This window comes from Cupriavidus sp. GW823-FHT07B10 (assembly GCF_058794355.1).
Window position 1 is genome coordinate 179,403 of record NZ_JBXAGS010000006.1, and the last position, 17,309, is coordinate 196,711.

Consider the following 17,309-nt stretch of genomic DNA (forward strand, 5'->3'; position numbering starts at 1 on the left):
TCGGGCAAGCGCGGAAGCACCGGACCCACATGCCCGCCAGCCGCGGCAGCGGCCTATTCGAAGCGCTCGGTCAGCACCATCGCGTCCACCTTGCGCTGCTTCCAGAACAGGTGGTTGATGCGCGGCTGCAGCAGCCGCAGCGCGGCCCCATCGACCGAATTGAAATGCAGCGACACCGCCGGGCGAGTGCCGTCTCCCGGAACGCGCTCGATCTCATCGCAGGCCGGGAAGCCGTAACGACCGATGAACTCCTGGATTTCCTCGTCGGTTGTCGCCGTATCGATATTCACAAGCATCAGCACACTCATTGACGTCTCCTGAAGGCTCGGGATGCCAGACAGCCCGGTTCCGATGCGGCCCTTGAATCCGCGGGCCCATCTCCCCTTCCTATCTTTAAGCCAGGCCGGATCGGAAGGCAAACTTTGATTCCCGATAAGGAGCCCAGGGCAGATTCCGTCACCTGCGGCGGCTTCGATCCGGCTGGCGCCGGACCGTGCGCCGACGCTAGCGCCCTGCCGCGCGGTAGCGCATCGCGAATTGCCACCCCAGTTCGGCCAGCGGCGCCGCCTTCCTGCCTGTCTCCACGGCATCCGCCGCGGCGGCGTTGCCGCTCCTGGCTCGCTGCCCGATGCCGTGCATGATCGCCGCGAGCCGGAAGAAGTTGTAGGCAAGATAGAAGTCCCAGTGCTCGAGCGCGTGCGTGCCGTTGGCCTCGCCGTACCAGCGCAGGTAGGTCGCCTCGTCGGGAATGCCCAGCGCCTGCAGGTCGAGCCCGCCGATACCGCGCCACAGGTCGGCCGGGATATGCCAGCTCATGCAGTGGTAGGCCAGGTCCGCCAGCGGGTGGCCGAGCGTGGACAGCTCCCAGTCGAGCACGCCGATGACGCGGGGCTCGGTGGGATGGAAGACGAGGTTGTCCATGCGGTAGTCGCCATGTACCACGCTGGTCTGCTCCGCGTCCGGGACGTACTGCGGCAGCCACTCTGCCAGCGCCGCCAGTCGGAGGCCTCGATCACCGCGCCCAGCCGCTTGGCGGTCGCAATGGCCTGCAGGCCGGCGACGCCGGCAAGAAGGGCAGCAGGTCGCTATGAACCGGCCAGCCAGAGCTCTCCGGACCAGTTTGCGACGTTCATGGCGGCAGAGCAGAAGAAATGGGCGCTCGCCATCAAGCAGACCGGGTTCCGGCTGGAGTAGCCGGCGCGCGGCGCAACCAGCCTGGACCGTAACGGTTCAGGCTGGCTTGTCGACGTAGTCATCCACCGCACTGCCCACCGTGGGGTGGAAGTTCTTGTCGCCGATCGCTTCCATCAGCTCGAAGCGCTTGAGCTTGTCGCGCACCGGGTCCTTCATCTCGGCAAAATGCAGCGCGATGCCGCGCTCGCGCAGGATGCCGCTCAGTTCACGCAGCATGTCGGCCGAGGTGACGTCGACGCTGGTCACCGGTTCGGCCGCCACCACCACCCTGCGCACGGGTGTCGGCGATTCGTCGATCGCTTCCATCAGCCGCGCCTGGAACAGCTCGGCATTGGCGAAGAACAGCGGCGCATCCCAGCGGAACAGCAGCAGCCCGTCGATGCGCTCGGCATCCGGGTAGCGCTTGGTGTCGTGGTAGCCGCGCAGGCCTTCGACACGGCCGAGCACGGCATAGTGTGGCCGCCAGCCGTCCCAAAGGAATTCGATCACTGCAAGGACCACGGCCAGGATGATCCCCGGGATCGCCCCGAACACGGCAACCGCGGCAAAGCAGACCATCGACAGCCAGAACTCCCACTGCTGGATACGGTAGATGCGCTTCAGGTCGGCGAACTCGAACAGGCCTATGGCCGCCGCGATCACCACCGCGGCCAGTGCGCTGTTTGGCAGGTACTGCAGCAGGTTGGGCGCGAACATCAGCAGCAGCGCCACGGCCAGTGCGCCCACGACTCCGGTGAGCTGGGTCTTCGCGCCCGCGGCTTCGGCCACCGGCGTACGGGACGCGCTGCTGCTGATCGGAAAGCCCTGGAAGAATCCCGCGGCCAGGTTGGCGGCGCCCAGGCCGACCATCTCCTGGTTCGGGTCGACCCGGGTGTTGGTGCGCGCGGCAAAGGTGCGCGACAGCACGCTGGTATCCGCGAACGAGATCAGCGCGACGGCAATGCCGCCCAGCAGGATCGCAACCAGGTCCGCGCCACTGACCCAGGGCACGACAAAGCCCGGCAGCCCTTGCGGGGTCTTGCCCAGCACTTTCACCCCGTTCTGGTCGAGATCGAACATGCTGACGGCCACCGTCGCGACGATCACGGCAATCAGGATGCCGGGCACGCGCTCGAAGCGCTTCAGCAACAGGATCAGCACCAGGCTGCCCGCGCCGACCGCAAAGCTGTACCAGTTGGTCTCGCCGCCCAGGATCGCCCGGCCGAGGCTGATCATCTCCCGCAGCGGGCCGGCGTCTTCGATCGAGATGGCGAACAGCTTGGGCAACTGGCTGACCAGCACGGTGAGCGCGATCCCGTTCATGTAGCCGTAGCGGATCGGCTTGGACAGCAATTCGGTAATGAACCCCAGCCGCAACAGCCCCATCACGATGCAGACCACGCCCGACACGATCGCCATCATGCTGGCCACCATGACCGCGCGCCCCGGATCGCCGCCGGAGACCTGCAACACCACCGCCAGGATTGGCGCCGCCAGCGCCGAATCCGGCCCCAGCACGAGGATCCGGCTCGGGCCAAGCAGGGCATACACCAGCAGCGGGACCATGGTGGCATAGAGCCCGTAGACACCGGGCACGCCGGAGGCCTCGGCGTAGGCGATGCCGACCGGCACCAGCATGGTCGTGAGCACCAGACCGGCGGCGAGGTCTTTCGGCAGCCAGGCCGGCTGATAGTTCTTCAACACCAGCAGTCCCGGGAGCCAGCGCAACCATCCGGGTGCCTTGTCGACTTCGCGCTGCGCGGCGGGGGTCAGGTTCTGGGGCTGCATGGGTCGAGTTATGCCCTGGGCAGGCAAGGAGTATGCATCGACTATAGGAGGTCGCGCTTCGACAAATGTGCATCGAAGCAAAGAAAAAAGGGATTTTGGATTGCGCTGGCGGCACCAGGCCGAGGCTCCCGCGAGCCGCTCCGATGCTGCATCGCAACACCTCCTCGTGCTGCCACGCTGCCTGCGCAGGTCTCCGCGCTGTCGACAACCATCAGTTTCTGACAATCCCGCGACGGGCACATATGATGGTTGTCTGGCGGGCATGCCCGTTATCCATCACCGGGGAGAGAACGATGCCGATATCCAAGAGATGCCTGGTAGCCGGCCTGGTGGCACTGGGCTGCGCCTCGGCGGCGCTGGCGCAGCGCGCATCGACCGAGGGTGCCGCGAGCGCCATATCGGATGCCGTTCAGGGCGGGACCAATCCCTATCGCCCCCCGTCGGCCGCCACCCAGGATCCCGAAGAGGCCGCACGCGCGAAGTGCGAGGAGCTGAAGGAGCAGTACAACGCCACATCAAAAAGGCGTTCGTACCATTCCGCCCCGGGCACGCAGAACGCGCAGGGCCGGACCATCCCCAAGATCGAACGCGACAAGACGCGCAAGCAACTGCAGCAGGCGTACCGCGACAATTGCACGTAGCCGGGATCTGTCTGAACGGCGTGGTGGAAGTGGCGGACGGTTCGCTGCAGGATGCAAATCGGAGCCTGCGCCCTGCCGGCCAACGTCAGCCCTTCAGTTCGATCAGCAGATCCTTCGCCGCCACGCGATCCCCCTGCTGAACATGGACTGCGGCGATCTCGCAGTCCCGCTCCGCCGCGATATGGGTTTCCATCTTCATCGCCTCCAGCGCCAGCAGCGTCGTGCCCGCGGCCACGCGCTGCCCCGGCTGCACCGCCACCGTCACGATCGAGCCCGGCATGGGCGCGGCGACATGCAGCGGATTGTCGGGTTCGGCAACCGGACGGCTATGGCGCGCTGCCGCCGCTTGCGTCGTGCTGCGCTGCTCGACCAGCGTGGTGCGCGACTGCCCGTTCAGCTCGAACTGGACCTTGATGACACCCTCTTCGGCATCGGGGTGCGTGCCTTGCAGCGAGACCAGCAGGGTCTTGCCGGCAGCGATGTCGATCGCCACTTCTTCCTGCGGCTGCAGGCCGTACAGGTATGCCGGCGTGGGTACCACCGAGGTGTCGCTGTAGTTGCGCACATGCGCGTGGTACTCGCCGGCCTGCTTCGGGTACATCAGGTACGAAGCCAGCTGGCGGTCGTCGAGCGGCTGCTCGCACGCCGCTTCGGCCGCGGCGCGCGCCGCGTCGAGGTCGACCGGCGGGATCTGGTCGCCGGGCCGGTACGGCACGGGCGGCTCGCCGCGCAGCACCTTGCGCGACAGTTCCGCGGGGAAGCCGTCCGGCGGAAAGCCCAGCTCGCCCTTGAACAGCGACACCACCGATTCAGGGAAGGCAGTCTCCCTGGCGGGATCGCACACATCGGCGGCGCTCAGGTCGTTGGCCACCATCATCAAGGCCAGGTCGCCGACCACCTTGGACGTCGGCGTCACCTTGACGATGTCGCCAAACATCTGGTTGACCTCGGCATAGGCCCGCGACACCTCGGTCCAGCGATGCTCGATGCCGAGCGAGCGCGCCTGCTCGCGCAGGTTGGTGTACTGGCCGCCGGGCATCTCGTGGCGGTACACGTCGGCGGTGCCGGCGCGGATTTCGGATTCGAACGGCGCGTAGTAGCGGCGCACCCCTTCCCAGTACATCGACGCCTCGTGCAGGCGCTCCAGGCTGAGGCCGGGATCACGCTCGCTGCCGGCCAGGGCCGCGGCGATGCTCGACAGGTTGGGTTGCGAGGTCAGCCCGCTCATGGCGTCGAGCGCGCCGTCGACCGCATCGCAGCCGGCCTCGATCGCGGCCAGCGCCGAAGCGGCCGAGATGCCGCTGGTATCGTGGGTATGGAAATGCACCGGCAGCCCGGTCTCTTCCTTGAGCGCCCTGACCAGTGCCGCCGCGGCCTGCGGACGGCAGATGCCGGCCATGTCCTTGATGCCCAGCACGTGCACGCCGGCCTGCTTCAGCTCGCGCGCGATGCCTACGTAGTACTTCAGGTCGTATTTGGCGCGCGACTTGTCGAACAGGTCGCCGGTATAGCAGATCGCGCCTTCGCACAGCGCGCCGCTCTCGCCGACAGCATCGATCGCCACGCGCATGTTGCGCACCCAGTTCAGTGAATCGAACACGCGGAACACATCAACGCCGGCGCTGGCCGCCTGGCGCACGAAGAAACGCACCACGTTGTCCGCATAATTGGTGTAGCCAACCGCGTTGGAGCCGCGCAGCAGCATCTGGAACAGCACGTTGGGCACGCGCTCGCGCAGTTGCTCAAGGCGCTGCCACGGGTCTTCCTTGAGGAAGCGCAGCGCCACGTCGAAGGTGGCGCCGCCCCAGCACTCCAGCGAGAACAGCTGCGACAGTTCGCGCGCATAGAACGGCGCGATCGGCAGCATGTCGGCGGTGCGCATGCGCGTGGCGAACAGCGACTGGTGCGCGTCGCGCATGGTGGTATCGGTCAGCAGCACCTGCTTCTGCTCCAGCATCCAGCGCGAGAACTTCTCCGCGCCCAGCTCGCGCAGCCGGTCGCGCGTACCGTAGGGCAGCGCGCCGCTGGTGTCGAAGGCGGGCAGCACCGGTGCGGGCAGCGGCAGCGATGGCAGTGTGCGGCCGCTCATCTCCGGGTGCCCGTTGACGCTGACCTCGCCCAGGTAGCGCAGCAGCTTGGTGGCGCGGTCCAGGCGCTTGGTGAACGCCAGCAGTTCCGGCGTCAGGTCGATAAAGCGCGTGGTGACGTCGCCGGACCGGAACGCGGGATGGTTGATGACGTTCTCGAGGAACTGCAGGTTGGACGCGACGCCGCGGATGCGGAACTCGCGCAGCGCGCGGTCCATGCGCCGGATCGATTCGGGCGCGGTCGGCGCCCAGGTGGTGACCTTGACCAGCAGGGAATCGTAGTACGGCGTGATCACCGCGCCGCCGTAGGCGGTGCCGGCGTCCAGGCGCACGCCGAAGCCGGCCGCGCTGCGGTAGGCGGTGAGGCGGCCGTAGTCCGGCAGGAAGCCGTTCTCCGGGTCCTCGGTGGTGATCCGGCATTGCAGCGCGTGACCGTTGAGCGAAATCGCTTCCTGCACCGGCACGCCCGCGGCGCGCACGACGATCTCGCCGTTCTCATTGCGCGTGTTCTCGGTCATGCCGAGATGGCCGCCTTCGGTCACGCGGATCTGCGCCTTGACGATATCGATCCCGGTGACCATCTCCGTGACCGTGTGCTCGACCTGGATGCGCGGATTGACCTCGATGAAGTAGAACTGGCCGGAGTCGGCATCCATCAGGAACTCGACCGTACCGGCATGCGTGTAGCCGACCGCGCGCATCAGCCGCAGGGCCGATTCGCACAGCGCGGCCCGGCCGGCATCGTCGAGGTATGGCGCGGGCGCCCGCTCCACCACCTTCTGGTTGCGCCGCTGCACGGTACAGTCGCGCTCATAGAGATGCACGAGGTTGCCGTGCGTGTCGCCGAGCACCTGCACTTCGACATGGCGCGCGTTGCGCACCAGCTTCTCGACATACACCTCGTCGTTGCCGAACGCAGCCAGCGCCTCGCGCCGCGCCGCGGCGAGCGCCCCCTCAAGGTCCTGCTCGCTTTCCAGGACCCGCATGCCGCGTCCGCCGCCGCCCCAGCTTGCCTTGAGCATCAGCGGATAGCCGATGCCGGCGGCGAGGCGCTTGCACGTGTCCAGGTCATGCGGCAGCGGATCGGTTGCCGGCATCACCGGCACGCCCGCGTCGATCGCCGCGTTGCGCGCCGCCACCTTGTTGCCAAGCTTGCGCATGACCTCGGGCGACGGGCCGATCCAGCGGATACCCGCGTCGATCACGGCCTGCGCGAAGTCCGGGTTCTCTGAAAGGAAGCCATAGCCCGGATGAATGGCGTCGACCTTCGCCTGCCTGGCAATGCGCAGGATATCGTCGATGTCGAGGTAAGCCGCCAGTGGCTTCTTGCCCTCGCCGACCAGGTAGCTCTCATCGGCCTTGAAGCGATGGAGCGCGAGCCGGTCTTCCTTCGAATAGATTGCCACCGTGCGCACGTTCATCTCGGCGGCCGCGCGCATCACGCGGATCGCGATCTCGGAACGGTTGGCAATCAGCAGGGAGCGGATAGGGGCGTAGTCCATGGGATGCAGGGAAGCGAACCAGCCGCGCGCAACCGCCACGGCAGGATCAGGTGATCGGGGATGCAGCACGGGCGCAAGGCTTGCCCGGGCTGCTAATCGTATTGGGCAAATGGGACGTGCGAGTCCATCCAGTCATAGTGCGCCGATGCAGCGGCCCACGCCCAGTTGGCCCGCTTTGGCGACTGCTGGTCCCGATCGCCATGCTCGCTTCGGTTCTGGCCGGCAAGTGGCTGATCGCCGTCCCCGGCAAGCTCGCGGCTGTGCGCGCGGGCTCCGATTCTTCCGTAGTACATCGTGGTGCCTTCCTCATCAAGACCAGGTTCGCCTGCCCACGACGCAGCGCGATGCAGGGCGACGGCAGGTTTGCAGGCACGATGAAATACGCGCCCGTCCCGTCCTGCTGCCGCAAGAACCGGGCCACGGCCGGTTCAGGCACCATCCCTTTGATTTGGCAGAAGATTTTCTTCCGAGGCTGGCTTAACGAATTTCAGAAATGAAATTTTTCATTTCATGGGTGCCGCGGCCAATGCGCGATGCAGCACCTGTGCCTCGCGGCAACCGGGAGGGCCGGCGTGGGCAACGTGGCCAGGCTGACGACGCCCGCCCGGCCACGAATGCAGGCCTTCAGCAGGCCGCGGCCTGGGGCGAAGCCAGTGCGCAGTATGCGGGGGCGCCGGCCGTGGCAATGCGGGCGCAGTACGCCGGCTCTTCCGCCCTGGCGATACGTGCGCAATACGCGGGCTCTTCCGCCCTGGCCATGCGCGCGCAGTACGCAGGTTCGTCCGTCCTGGCGATGCGTGCACAGTACGCGGCCTCTTCCGCCTTGGCCATGCGTGCGCAGTACGCGGCCTCTTCCACCTTGGCCATGCGCGCGCAGTACGCCGGTGCCTCCGTCCTGGCAATGCGTGCGCAGTACGCGGGCTCGTCGGCCGCTGCCCGGGCACAATATGCGGCAGACGTCAGCGGGCTGCCGAATTCGCGCATGCTCAGCGCATCGCTCGCAGCGGCCATTTGCAGGAGGCGGGCCTCGTCCTCCGGACCGTCGATGCCAACGTAGGGGTCATGGTGAAGGACATAGCCGAAGATGCGCTCGCAATCGCTCGCATAGCGCCTGGTGTCCAGGATGTGGGCATGCCAGAAGGCATCCACCTGCTCGCTGGGGACGGCGGGCGTGTCCGGATGCTTCGCCGCCAGCTTGAGGAATTGCCGGTAGCCGCTCTCCGCCTGCTCCAGCGATTCCGGCGACCAATGCGCATGCTTCTGATGCAGCAGCTTGGCCTTCATCCTGGAAAAGTCCAGGGCGTCGATGGCCTGCCACATGATTTCAATAGTACGGTCCTGCATGATCTAGCTCCCTGTTATTGGACTGCTTAAGCACGCACCGGACTGACGGGCAGTCAGGCGCGCATCGGTTGCGGTCCATGCTCGAGAGCGGGACCGTTCTCCATGCGGCTGGCCAGGAAGGCAGTGATCTTCGCCGGCGGCAGCGGATGGCTGAAGTAGTAGCCCTGCACTTCGTCGCAGCCTTCGCGGCGCAGGAACTCGAGTTGCACCTCGTTTTCCACGCCTTCGGCGACCACTTCGAGGCCAAGCCGGTGGCCAAGGCCGATCACCGCGCTGGTAATCTGCGTGTCGCTGCGGCTTTCCGGTATGTAGCGGACGAAGCTGCCGTCGATCTTGACCGTATCGATCGGGAAGCGGCTCAGATAGGCGAGCGAGGAGTAGCCAGTGCCGAAGTCGTCGATCGCCAGCCGGACACCGGTGCGCTTCAGGCGCGAGAGCCAGCTGGACGCCTGTTCGGCATCGCGCATGACCATGCTCTCGGTGAGTTCAAGCTCCAGCAGGTTGCCGGGCAGCCCGGCTTGCCGCAGGGCATCGATGATGGTCAGCCTGAGCGACTTGTCGGCGAACTGCCGTGCCGAAAGATTGACTGAAACACGCACCGGCGGCAGTCCCTGCGCGCGCCATGCGGCATTCTGCCGGCACGCTTCGCGCAGGGCCCAGGCACCGATCTCGACAATGGCGCCGCTCTGCTCCGCGAAGGGAATGAAATCTCCGGGCATGACCAGGCCGAGTTCCGGGTGGCGCCAGCGGATCAGTGCCTCGACCGCCGTGCACGCTCCCGACGCGAGCGCAATGCGCGGCTGGTAGTAGAGGATGAATTCGTCCTGCTCGAGCGCGCGGTGCAGGTGCGACTCCATGTCGATGCGCCGCTGCAGCGACGCGCTCATGCCGCGGCAGTAGAACTGGTAGCCGTTCTTGCCGAGCTGCTTGGCACCATACATGGCCAGGTCGGCATGCTTGAGCAGGGTCTGCCAGTCGCTGCCGTCCTCGGGGAAGGAACTGATGCCGATGCTTGCCGTCATGCGCAGTTCCGACTCGTTGACGACGAAGCCTGGCGCGAGCGCAGCCTGGATCCGGGCAATGGTCCGGTCCAGGATCGTCGAATCGCCCTTGGGGTCCAGCAGCACGACGAATTCATCGCCGCCGAAGCGGGTGATCAGCTCCACCTCCTCCAGGCTGCCGCGCAACCGGTCGGCCATCTCGCGCAGCACGATGTCGCCGGCATTGTGGCCGATGGTGTCGTTCACGACCTTGAATTCGTCCAGGTCCACGAAAATGACATGCAGGGCCTGGCCGCTGGCGCGGGCACGGGTCAGCGCCTGCTCGAACTCGGCCTTGAACATGAGGCGGTTGGGCAGCCCGGTAAGGGCATCGTGATTGGCGATGAAGCGCAGGTTTTCCTCGGCCTGGCGCCGCAGCAGGAAGTGCCCGGTCTGATTGGCAATGCCGCTCGCCATCGCGAGCGCATGCGTATCGGGGCTGCGCTTGCTGCGGGAATAGAGTTCGACCACGCCGAGGCTCACGTGGCCCCGGCTCAGCGGGAAGGCGAACACCGTCCGGATACCGCCCGCGTCGAGCCACCTGGCTTGCGGATGCCGGGCCATCGCGCTGCGGCTTGCATACCATTGCGGCGCCGGCAAGACCGCGGCGCCGGCCGGCCCTGCAGGGCGCTCGGCGAGCCACGGCTGCAGCGTCTTGACGCGGGCCAGATAGACCGGCGGCAGCTTCAGCCCCTGGCTGTCATCGCCCGGCCAGAAGGCACCGGCCTCCCAGTCCATGCCTTCGAGCAGCGTGTGGACAATCCCCTCCAACACCTCGATCTCGCTGGTGGCGGTGGCCAGGTGCAGGGCAATCTGGTGTTCCTGCGTCCTGGCCTGCTCGGCGGACCTGCGCTGGCTGATGTCCTGCGCGGTGCCCCGCAGCACTGCGCTGTCCGCCGCTCCATGCGCGTGGCCGATCAGGTGCAGCCAGCCCCGGCGTCCGCGCCGCGACCGGTACGGGCACTCGAACTCGAACGGCTGGCGATCCTGCAGGGCTGTCCGCATCCTTTCCCGCAGCACGGCGCGATGGCCGGCGTCGATCGCCTGGAACAGCGCTTCCGGAGTCGGCTTGTCGCCGCGCAAGCCTAGCAGGCGCGCCATTTCCTGGGAAAAGTGCGCGATGTCCTGGTCCAGGTCGATGCGCCAGTCGCCCAGGTGGGCAATCTGCTGCGCCTCGGCAAGCGCGGCCTGGCTGTCGCGCAGGCTGTGCGTCATCTGGTCGGCCACGGCCACGGCGCGCGCGCGCGAACTCGACAACGCGTAGGCCAGCCACCCCAGCAGCACGCTGATGATCAGGCCGGAAATCACCACCAGCCCCGGCAGGTAGCGCTGCGGACCACTGATGGCCTTGGCATCGGCAGCAAACGCAATCACCCAGCGCCGTCCGCCGAAATTCCGCACCACGCTCTTGGCCAGGTCATGCTGGCCCGGGGCCGCCTGGGCGTCCGCCAGTGCGGTCGCGCCATGCGCGGCACTGGCGTGGACGGTGCTGCCGCCAGCAACCCGGCTGCGTTCCCTGGCCGCCAGGCCGGTCACGCTGTCATAGAGCAGGTTGGCTGCAGAGAGCGGAACCGCCGCCTGCGCGAAGTCTCCGGCATCATGCACGCGGAACCGGATCCGGCGCAGGTTCTCATTGCTGACCAGGTCCTTCAGCAGGTCGTCCACCCGGATCCCCGCGCCAACCGAGCCGACATAGGCGCGCCGGCGCGCTTCCACGGAATCCAGGTCGGGCACCTTGCGGTACACCGGCAGGCGCAGCGCGATGCCCACATGCGGGTTCTTTGCCTCGCTGAAGATCAGGCGCCCGCTGCTGACTGGCTGCCCGGTATCGCGCGCGCGTTCCAGCGCGGCCAGGCGGCGTGGCTCGGCGCCCATGTCGATGCCGATCGACGCCAGGTTGAGGGCGAGCGGTTCGACATAGGTCAGCACGAAATGCCCCGGCCGCTGGCCGGGAGGGCGGACGTTGAACGTCACGCCGGCCTCGCGCAGGATCGGATCGCTGCGCTGCCGGGCGACAAAGGCGTCGATCTCGGCCGCCGGCACGTAGGGCGCGTAGTTCAGCGTCTGGAAACCGGGATAGCGCTGCGGCAGGTTCAAGCCGCTGACGAAATCGCGAAACTCGCCGCGCGAGACATGGTCGCTGGCGCCGAACAGCGCCTGCATGGTCACCAGAACATCGGTATAGAGGCGGATCCGTGTATCGATCTGCTGGATCACGTCGCCGGTATCGTTCTCAAAACGCAGGCGGACGTCCTTCTCAAGCAGGTCGGTGCAGAACGCATAGACGACAGCCGTCGTCATCACGCCAAGCAGCAAGGTGCCCGCGGTGATGGTGCGCGACCCAAGGCGTCCAAGCGGGCGCAGCGCGCGCGCAAGCGTCTGGCGCAAGATTGTTTCCCCCCGGATGTCGATGGCAACCATGCGGCTGAACGGCCGTCACCAACGACTGATGCTAATAGTGCACTTATTGGCTGGGGTTCCATGCGAAACCCACGCTCTTATATGTCTTAACAATCTATAACAAGCGGGGAAAAACGGGCCCTGATTTTCGCGGCGCAAACCCCCAACTTAAGTGGGGTGGCAGTTCTGCGAGATATGGACATGAACATTCAGGTTCAGCCCCAGGGTGGCAAGTGTCGCGCTGCGGTGCGCGTCATGGCTTGCCAGCCGGCGCGGCAGCGCGTCGGCATGGTCCGGGCAATGGATGATGACGTACGTGTCGTCCGGGTCCATCGGTGCTGCTCCGCATGCTGCCGTCAAGAGGCTACGGGCACGGGCGGCGCGCTCGCGGCCGGCATCGGCGTCGAGGCCCAGGCCAGCATCTGCCACGCGCCCTGATGGCGCCTCCACACGCTGAGAAAGCGGTTGTCGAGCGTGCGCTCCGTCCCGTCGACCACGGCCCTGAGCAGGGCCTTGCCCTGCATCACGGCCATGTCGCCGTAGACCGCCTGCCCCACCTCCGCCAGGCTCGCTTGCAGGTAGCGCACCCGCCCGCTGCGGATCGAGCCAAGGTACTCCGCCTTGCTCTCGCGCAATGCCGAGGAGTGCGTATAGGAAAGCTCGTCGGCCAGCAGGGCATCGAGCGCAGCCAGGTCGCCGGACAGCATGGCGCGATAGCGCGCCTGATCGGCTTGCGTGAGTGCGGCAAGGTCCGCGGCTTCGCCCAATGCCATCGTCGTGGTCTCCAGGTCAGCCATGAAGGTAAGCCTTCACCAGGGTCTTGTCGTTCAGCAGCGCCTGCCATTCGCCGCGCCGGACTTCATGGATCACGCGCCCCACTGACAGCACGTAGGCGCGATCCGTCATGTCCGCGGCGATCGCCACGCTTTGTTCGACCAGCAAGATGCTCAGCCCGCGCGCGCGCAGCTGGTTCAGCACCGCCAGGATCTCCTTGACGATGCGGGGCGCCAGGCCGGTGGTGAGTTCATCCATGATCAGCAGGTCGGGCTGGAGCAACAGCGCGCGCGCGATCGCCACCATCTGCTGCTGCCCCCCGGACAGCAGCCCGACCGCGCTGTCGGCACGTTCGCGCAGCAGCGCAAACAGATCGCATACATCGTCATAGGTGTAGCGCAGCGCGCCGCCGCGGGCGCGCTTGCCGGCCTGCTCGGCCAGGCGCAGGTTGTCGCGCACCGACAGCTCGGCAAACAGGTTGCGGTTTTCCAGCACTACGCCGATGCCATGCCTGAAGCGGCGATGCCCGGGGACATGGCCGATCTCCGCCCCGTCCTTGACGATGCTGCCGGCCATCGGCCGGATCAGGCCGGCCAGCGTGCGCACCAGCGCGGTCTTGCCGGCGCCGTTGGCGCCCACCACCGCCACCGCCTCGCCCGGCGCGACCGTCATGTCGACATCGTGCAGCACCGGCACCGCGCCGTAACCGGCGCGCAGGCCTTTCACGTTCAGCATGATCAGACTCCCAGATAGGCTTCACGCACGCGCGGATCGGCCTGCACCTCGTGCAGCGCCCCGCTGGCGATGATTTCACCGTAATAGAGGACATGGGCCGTACCGCAGATCGTCATCAGCCCCATGTCGTGCGAGACCAGCAGGATGGTCATGCCCTCCTGGTGCAGGCGCACGATCCATGCGCGCAGCAGTTCGATCTCTTCGCTGTTCAGCCCCGACGACGGCTCGTCCAGCAACAGCAGTTCCGGATTGCCGATGCAGGCACGCGCCAGTTCGACGATGCGCCGCTGGCCCGCCGGGAGGGTGCCGGCCCGGTGCTGCAGCAAGCGCTCCAGCCCGAATTTGCCGGCGCATGCCAGCGCGGCGTCGTGCATGGCCGCCAGCTCGCGGCGCGACGCCGGCGTGCGCAGCATCGCCTGCAGCACGCCAGCGTGGGTGGCCTTGTGGCAGCCTGCCATCAGGTTCTCGAGCACGGTCATGTGCTCGAACACCTGTGGCGTCTGGAAGGTGCGCACCAGGCCGGCGCGGCTGCGCTGCTGGACGGTGTCGGCGGTGATGTCCCGCCCCGCCAGCGACACCTTGCCCCCCTTCGGGCGCAGAAAGCCGGAGACGATATTGAAGCAGGTGGTCTTGCCGCTGCCGTTCGGACCGATCAGGCCGACGATATGGCCGGCCGGCACGTCGAAGCTGACATTGCGCAGCACCTCCAGCCCGCCGAAGCTGTGCGCGACCGCGTCGAGGCGCAGTAATGCCTGCGCCGGGCGCACGGCTTGTGGCGCCGTGCCAAAAGCAGGAACGGGATGGTTCATCAGACTTGCTCCGAAAAACCTCGCCCTTCAGGGCGGGGAGTGAAAGGAGTGCTGCCGGCAGCAAGCAATCCCAAATTAGAATGACCGGCATGCCTCTGGTCTATCGCTACCGGGTGAAGTCGCTGAACGGCCTGCTCAATCAGCAGAGCCGCGCGGTGAACTACGTCTGGAACTTCTGCAATGACACGCAGAAGCACGCGCTCAAATGGGGCAAGAAGTGGCCCACGGGTTTCGATCTGAACGTGCTGACGACCGGCAGCAGCAAGGAACTCCGTATCCATTCGGCACAATCAACGCGGTTTGCGAGCAGTACGCCAAGTCGCGTAGCCAGCACCGCCGGCCGTACCTGCGCTATCGCGGCCGCAAGTCGCTCGGTTGGGTACCGCACAAGGGCCGGGATCTCAAGCGCTCGGGCGACGGATTCCGCTTTGCCGGCAACACGTTTCGCGTGTTCAGCTCCCGCCCCCTTCCCGAGGGCAAGATCAAGGACGGCACCAATTTCTCCCGCGATGCGCGAGGCAATTGGTTCCTGAACATCGTGATTGAAGTTGCCGACACCCAGGCCCGGCCCCCGGAACGCGGCGTCGGCATCGATCTTGGCTTGAAGGACCTTGCCACGCTGTCCACCGGCGAAAAGGTCGAGAATCCGCGCCACCTTGGCCGACTCGAGCAAGCGCTGGCCAAGGCGCAGCGTGCGCGCAAGAAACGACAGGCCACGAACCTCGACGCGCGCATCAAAAATGGGCGGCGTGACTTTCTGCACAAGCTCTCGCATCGCATCGTGCGGGACTTCGACTACATCGCGGTGGGGAATGTGAACGCCGCCGGCCTCGCCAAGACCAGCGTGGCGAAGTCCGTCCTCGATGCGGGCTGGTCGTCCTTCCGCACAATGCTCGCGTACAAGGCGATTGTGCATGGCGCGTGGTACGAGGAAGTCGACGAACGTTTCACCACCCAGGTTTGTTCTTCGTGCGACGCGATGCCGCCGGAGAGGCCGAAAGGTATCGCAGACCTTGGAATAAGGCAGTGGGTATGCAGTGGATGCGGTGCTGTACATGATCGCGATGTGAACGCTGCGCTAAATGTCCTTGCCCGATCGGGACATCGATCGCCTGCAGAGGGAAACTCCTCCCTTTAGGGAGGGGAGGATGTCAACTTGCCTCCTTCAGTCCGCGCATGCGCTGCAGCGCACCAGCGATGCCGCCCGTCATCCCGCCGGGCATCAGCGTGACCACCAGCACCAGCACCGCGCCGAACAGCACCTGGTGGAAATCCCCCAGCCCGCTCAGCAGTTCCGGCACGAGCGAGACGAACAGCGCACCAAGGATCACGCCATAGGTGGAGCGGGCACCCGCCACCACCGGCACCAGCAGAAACACGATGGAGCGCTCCACCGTAAAGCTCTGCACGCTGACGAACGACACATAGTGGGCAAACAAGGTCCCGGCCAGCGAGCCCAGCATGGCCGACAGCACGAACATCGAGGTCTTCAGCCGGTGCATGTCCACGCCCAGCACCTGCGCCGCCGGCGCGGCATCGCGCATCGCCCGCATGGCCAGGCCCGGGCGGCCCTTGACCAGGTTGTCGACCAGCCACAGCAGCACCGCGAGCAGCGGCCAGACGAAGTAGTAGTAGCGCTCCGGGGTGTCCAGCACATAGCCGAACCAGGACAGCTTGGGAATACCGCCGATTCCCAGCGTGCCGCCGGTCAGCCAGTCCCACTCGAAGAACAGCACGCTGGCGATGCTTCCCACCGCCAGCGTCGCCAGCGCCAGGAAGAAGCCGCCCAGGCGCAGCACCGGCACGCCGATGGCCGCAGCCAGTGCGGCGCTAATGACGAGTCCGGCGGCCGCACCGGCCAACGCCGGCCAGCCCAGCGCCGTGGTGCAGTACGCCGAGGCGTATGCGCCGATGCCGTAGAACGAGGCCTGCGCCAGATTGACGATGCCGCACTGCCCCAGCAGCAGGCCCACGCCAAGGCCGCCCACGGCCAGGATGGCGGCGAAGTTGAGCAGGTCGACGTGGTGCCGCGACAGCAGCTGCCCGGCCGCCACCCACAGCAACACGCCAGCCAGGATGAACGCGCGTGACGGGTTCATGGTTATCCTCCCTTGCGCCCGGCCCGGCCCAGCACGCCGTTGGGCAGCAGAATCATGATGACGATCAGGATCGACAGCGCGATCACGTCGCGATAGCCAGACGGGAAACCCACCACCGCCAGCGATTCCGCCAGGCCGAGCAGCAGGCCTCCCGCCACGGCCCCGAGCGGATTGCCCAGGCCGCCGAGAATGGCCGCGGCAAAGCCCTTCAGCGTGAGGCCGATGCCCATCTGGTAGTTCATCGACAGCAGCGGCGTGACGAGCACGCCGGCGATCGCGCCGAACCCGCCGCCGAGCAGGAACGTGTACGTGCGCATGCGGCGCACGTTGATGCCGGTGGTGGTGGCGCCATCCGGATCGAGCGAGGCAGCGGTCATGGCCAGGCCCGCCAGGGTCCTGGTGTAGAACAGGCGCAGCGCACCGACCAGCAGCACCGCAATGCCGGTCAGCGCCAGCGCATGCACGGGCGTGGTAGCGCCGAACAGCTCCACCACCCCCTCCCCGCCGAGCGCCGGCAGCAGGTGCGAATCCCGGCCGCCGAAGTAGAGCGCCGCGGCCGACAGCGCAAAGGCCAGGCCAATGGTCAGCAGCAGGAAGCTCTCTTCGCCGGCGCCGCGGCGCAGCATCGGCCGCACGAACAGCACGTCGATGGCCAGGCCGCTGACGGCACCGGCGGCAATGCCGCCGGCAATCGCCAACGCATATGGCAGGCCCAGCGCCTTCAGCGCGAACACCGCCACCAGCGCGCCGATCACCGCGAACTCGCCCTGCATCGCATTGACGATACGCGTGCCCTTGAAGATGATGGCCATGCCCACGCCGATCAGCGCGTAGACGAAGCCATTGGTGATCCCGGACAGGATCGCCTGGAATACGAGGGTAGTGGACATACCAGCTCCTTTCCCGCGAGCGTCGCA

The 17,309-nt window shown here is 66.7% G+C and carries 13 protein-coding genes and 3 pseudogenes; 3 read left to right on the forward strand and 13 right to left on the reverse strand.

The features are described 5' to 3' along the window. Nucleotides 1-53 precede the first annotated feature (53 nt). The 4 genes and pseudogenes from AC1Q6V_RS15335 to AC1Q6V_RS15350 form a co-directional block, all read right to left on the reverse strand. Nucleotides 54-308: a hypothetical protein gene (locus AC1Q6V_RS15335; RefSeq protein ID WP_010808930.1), complete on the reverse strand. Its 255-nt coding sequence runs from the start codon at nt 306-308 to the stop codon at nt 54-56. A 196-nt stretch (nt 309-504) separates the two neighbouring features. Next, nucleotides 505-1,020: pseudogene (locus AC1Q6V_RS15340) on the reverse strand (phosphotransferase); the annotation flags it as partial. Beyond that, nucleotides 993-1,085: pseudogene (locus tag AC1Q6V_RS15345) on the reverse strand (hypothetical protein); the annotation flags it as partial. The pseudogenes AC1Q6V_RS15340 and AC1Q6V_RS15345, both read right to left, overlap by 28 nt. A 145-nt stretch (nt 1,086-1,230) precedes the next feature. After that, nucleotides 1,231-2,961 (reverse strand): SulP family inorganic anion transporter, encoded by a 1,731-nt coding sequence (locus tag AC1Q6V_RS15350; RefSeq protein ID WP_010808932.1) that lies wholly within the window; start codon nt 2,959-2,961, stop codon nt 1,231-1,233. Between the two features lie 293 nt (nt 2,962-3,254). On the opposite strand from AC1Q6V_RS15350, the gene AC1Q6V_RS15355 reads away from it, so the two are divergent. Then, nucleotides 3,255-3,602 (forward strand): hypothetical protein, encoded by a 348-nt coding sequence (locus AC1Q6V_RS15355; RefSeq protein WP_010808933.1) that lies wholly within the window; start codon nt 3,255-3,257, stop codon nt 3,600-3,602. A gap of 85 nt (nt 3,603-3,687) precedes the next feature. Here AC1Q6V_RS15355 and AC1Q6V_RS15360 read toward each other — a convergent pair whose 3' ends face one another. Next, on the reverse strand, nt 3,688-7,191 hold the full coding sequence (locus AC1Q6V_RS15360; protein WP_058696920.1) for a pyruvate carboxylase: 3,504 nt from the start codon (nt 7,189-7,191) through the stop codon (nt 3,688-3,690). 200 nt (nt 7,192-7,391) lie between these two features. On the opposite strand from AC1Q6V_RS15360, the gene AC1Q6V_RS15365 reads away from it, so the two are divergent. Further along, nucleotides 7,392-7,688: a hypothetical protein gene (locus AC1Q6V_RS15365; RefSeq protein ID WP_439671542.1), complete on the forward strand. Its 297-nt coding sequence runs from the start codon at nt 7,392-7,394 to the stop codon at nt 7,686-7,688. 127 nt (nt 7,689-7,815) lie between these two features. Here AC1Q6V_RS15365 and AC1Q6V_RS15370 read toward each other — a convergent pair whose 3' ends face one another. From AC1Q6V_RS15370 to AC1Q6V_RS15395, 6 genes are all read right to left on the reverse strand, one after another. Then, entirely contained in the window at nt 7,816-8,535 is a 720-nt protein-coding gene (locus AC1Q6V_RS15370; protein ID WP_439671541.1) for a glycine-rich domain-containing protein, read from the reverse strand. 53 nt (nt 8,536-8,588) lie between these two features. Continuing rightward, nucleotides 8,589-11,996: a bifunctional diguanylate cyclase/phosphodiesterase gene (locus tag AC1Q6V_RS15375; RefSeq protein WP_037024349.1), complete on the reverse strand. Its 3,408-nt coding sequence runs from the start codon at nt 11,994-11,996 to the stop codon at nt 8,589-8,591. A gap of 147 nt (nt 11,997-12,143) precedes the next feature. Then, nucleotides 12,144-12,308 (reverse strand): YciI family protein, encoded by a 165-nt coding sequence (locus AC1Q6V_RS15380; protein WP_176844228.1) that lies wholly within the window; start codon nt 12,306-12,308, stop codon nt 12,144-12,146. A 23-nt stretch (nt 12,309-12,331) separates the two neighbouring features. After that, nucleotides 12,332-12,772 (reverse strand): nuclear transport factor 2 family protein, encoded by a 441-nt coding sequence (locus AC1Q6V_RS15385; RefSeq protein WP_454750149.1) that lies wholly within the window; start codon nt 12,770-12,772, stop codon nt 12,332-12,334. Continuing rightward, entirely contained in the window at nt 12,765-13,484 is a 720-nt protein-coding gene (locus tag AC1Q6V_RS15390) for an ABC transporter ATP-binding protein (protein ID WP_010808940.1), read from the reverse strand. The genes AC1Q6V_RS15385 and AC1Q6V_RS15390 overlap by 8 nt, the downstream gene beginning before the upstream one ends. A 2-nt stretch (nt 13,485-13,486) precedes the next feature. Further along, the gene (locus tag AC1Q6V_RS15395) at nt 13,487-14,293 is read right to left on the reverse strand and encodes an ABC transporter ATP-binding protein (RefSeq protein WP_011614952.1); all 807 of its coding nucleotides are present in this window, start codon (nt 14,291-14,293) and stop codon (nt 13,487-13,489) included. Nucleotides 14,294-14,382: 89 nt separating this feature from the next. Here AC1Q6V_RS15395 and AC1Q6V_RS15400 point away from each other — a divergent pair. Next, nucleotides 14,383-15,431, forward strand: a pseudogene (locus AC1Q6V_RS15400) (RNA-guided endonuclease InsQ/TnpB family protein). A gap of 13 nt (nt 15,432-15,444) precedes the next feature. Here the strand turns inward: AC1Q6V_RS15400 and AC1Q6V_RS15405 are convergent. Further along, nucleotides 15,445-16,392, reverse strand: a complete 948-nt coding sequence (locus AC1Q6V_RS15405) for a branched-chain amino acid ABC transporter permease (RefSeq protein WP_454750150.1) — start codon at nt 16,390-16,392, stop codon at nt 15,445-15,447. A 2-nt stretch (nt 16,393-16,394) separates the two neighbouring features. Continuing rightward, complete coding sequence (locus AC1Q6V_RS15410) at nt 16,395-17,282, reverse strand: branched-chain amino acid ABC transporter permease (protein ID WP_010808944.1); 888 nt, start codon at nt 17,280-17,282, stop codon at nt 16,395-16,397. Nucleotides 17,283-17,309: the final 27 nt, after the last annotated feature.

Coding starts and splice junctions, on each gene's coding strand:
- AC1Q6V_RS15410 (WP_010808944.1), bottom strand. CDS start 17,282: ATGTCCACTACCCTCGTATTCCAGGCGATCCTGTCCGGGATCACCAAT.
- AC1Q6V_RS15350 (WP_010808932.1), bottom strand. CDS start 2,961: ATGCAGCCCCAGAACCTGACCCCCGCCGCGCAGCGCGAAGTCGACAAG.
- AC1Q6V_RS15375 (WP_037024349.1), bottom strand. CDS start 11,996: ATGGTTGCCATCGACATCCGGGGGGAAACAATCTTGCGCCAGACGCTT.
- AC1Q6V_RS15405 (WP_454750150.1), bottom strand. CDS start 16,392: ATGAACCCGTCACGCGCGTTCATCCTGGCTGGCGTGTTGCTGTGGGTG.
- AC1Q6V_RS15355 (WP_010808933.1), top strand. CDS start 3,255: ATGCCGATATCCAAGAGATGCCTGGTAGCCGGCCTGGTGGCACTGGGC.
- AC1Q6V_RS15335 (WP_010808930.1), bottom strand. CDS start 308: ATGAGTGTGCTGATGCTTGTGAATATCGATACGGCGACAACCGACGAG.
- AC1Q6V_RS15395 (WP_011614952.1), bottom strand. CDS start 14,293: ATGAACCATCCCGTTCCTGCTTTTGGCACGGCGCCACAAGCCGTGCGC.
- AC1Q6V_RS15385 (WP_454750149.1), bottom strand. CDS start 12,772: ATGGCTGACCTGGAGACCACGACGATGGCATTGGGCGAAGCCGCGGAC.
- AC1Q6V_RS15370 (WP_439671541.1), bottom strand. CDS start 8,535: ATGCAGGACCGTACTATTGAAATCATGTGGCAGGCCATCGACGCCCTG.
- AC1Q6V_RS15360 (WP_058696920.1), bottom strand. CDS start 7,191: ATGGACTACGCCCCTATCCGCTCCCTGCTGATTGCCAACCGTTCCGAG.
- AC1Q6V_RS15390 (WP_010808940.1), bottom strand. CDS start 13,484: ATGCTGAACGTGAAAGGCCTGCGCGCCGGTTACGGCGCGGTGCCGGTG.
- AC1Q6V_RS15365 (WP_439671542.1), top strand. CDS start 7,392: ATGCTCGCTTCGGTTCTGGCCGGCAAGTGGCTGATCGCCGTCCCCGGC.
- AC1Q6V_RS15380 (WP_176844228.1), bottom strand. CDS start 12,308: ATGGACCCGGACGACACGTACGTCATCATCCATTGCCCGGACCATGCC.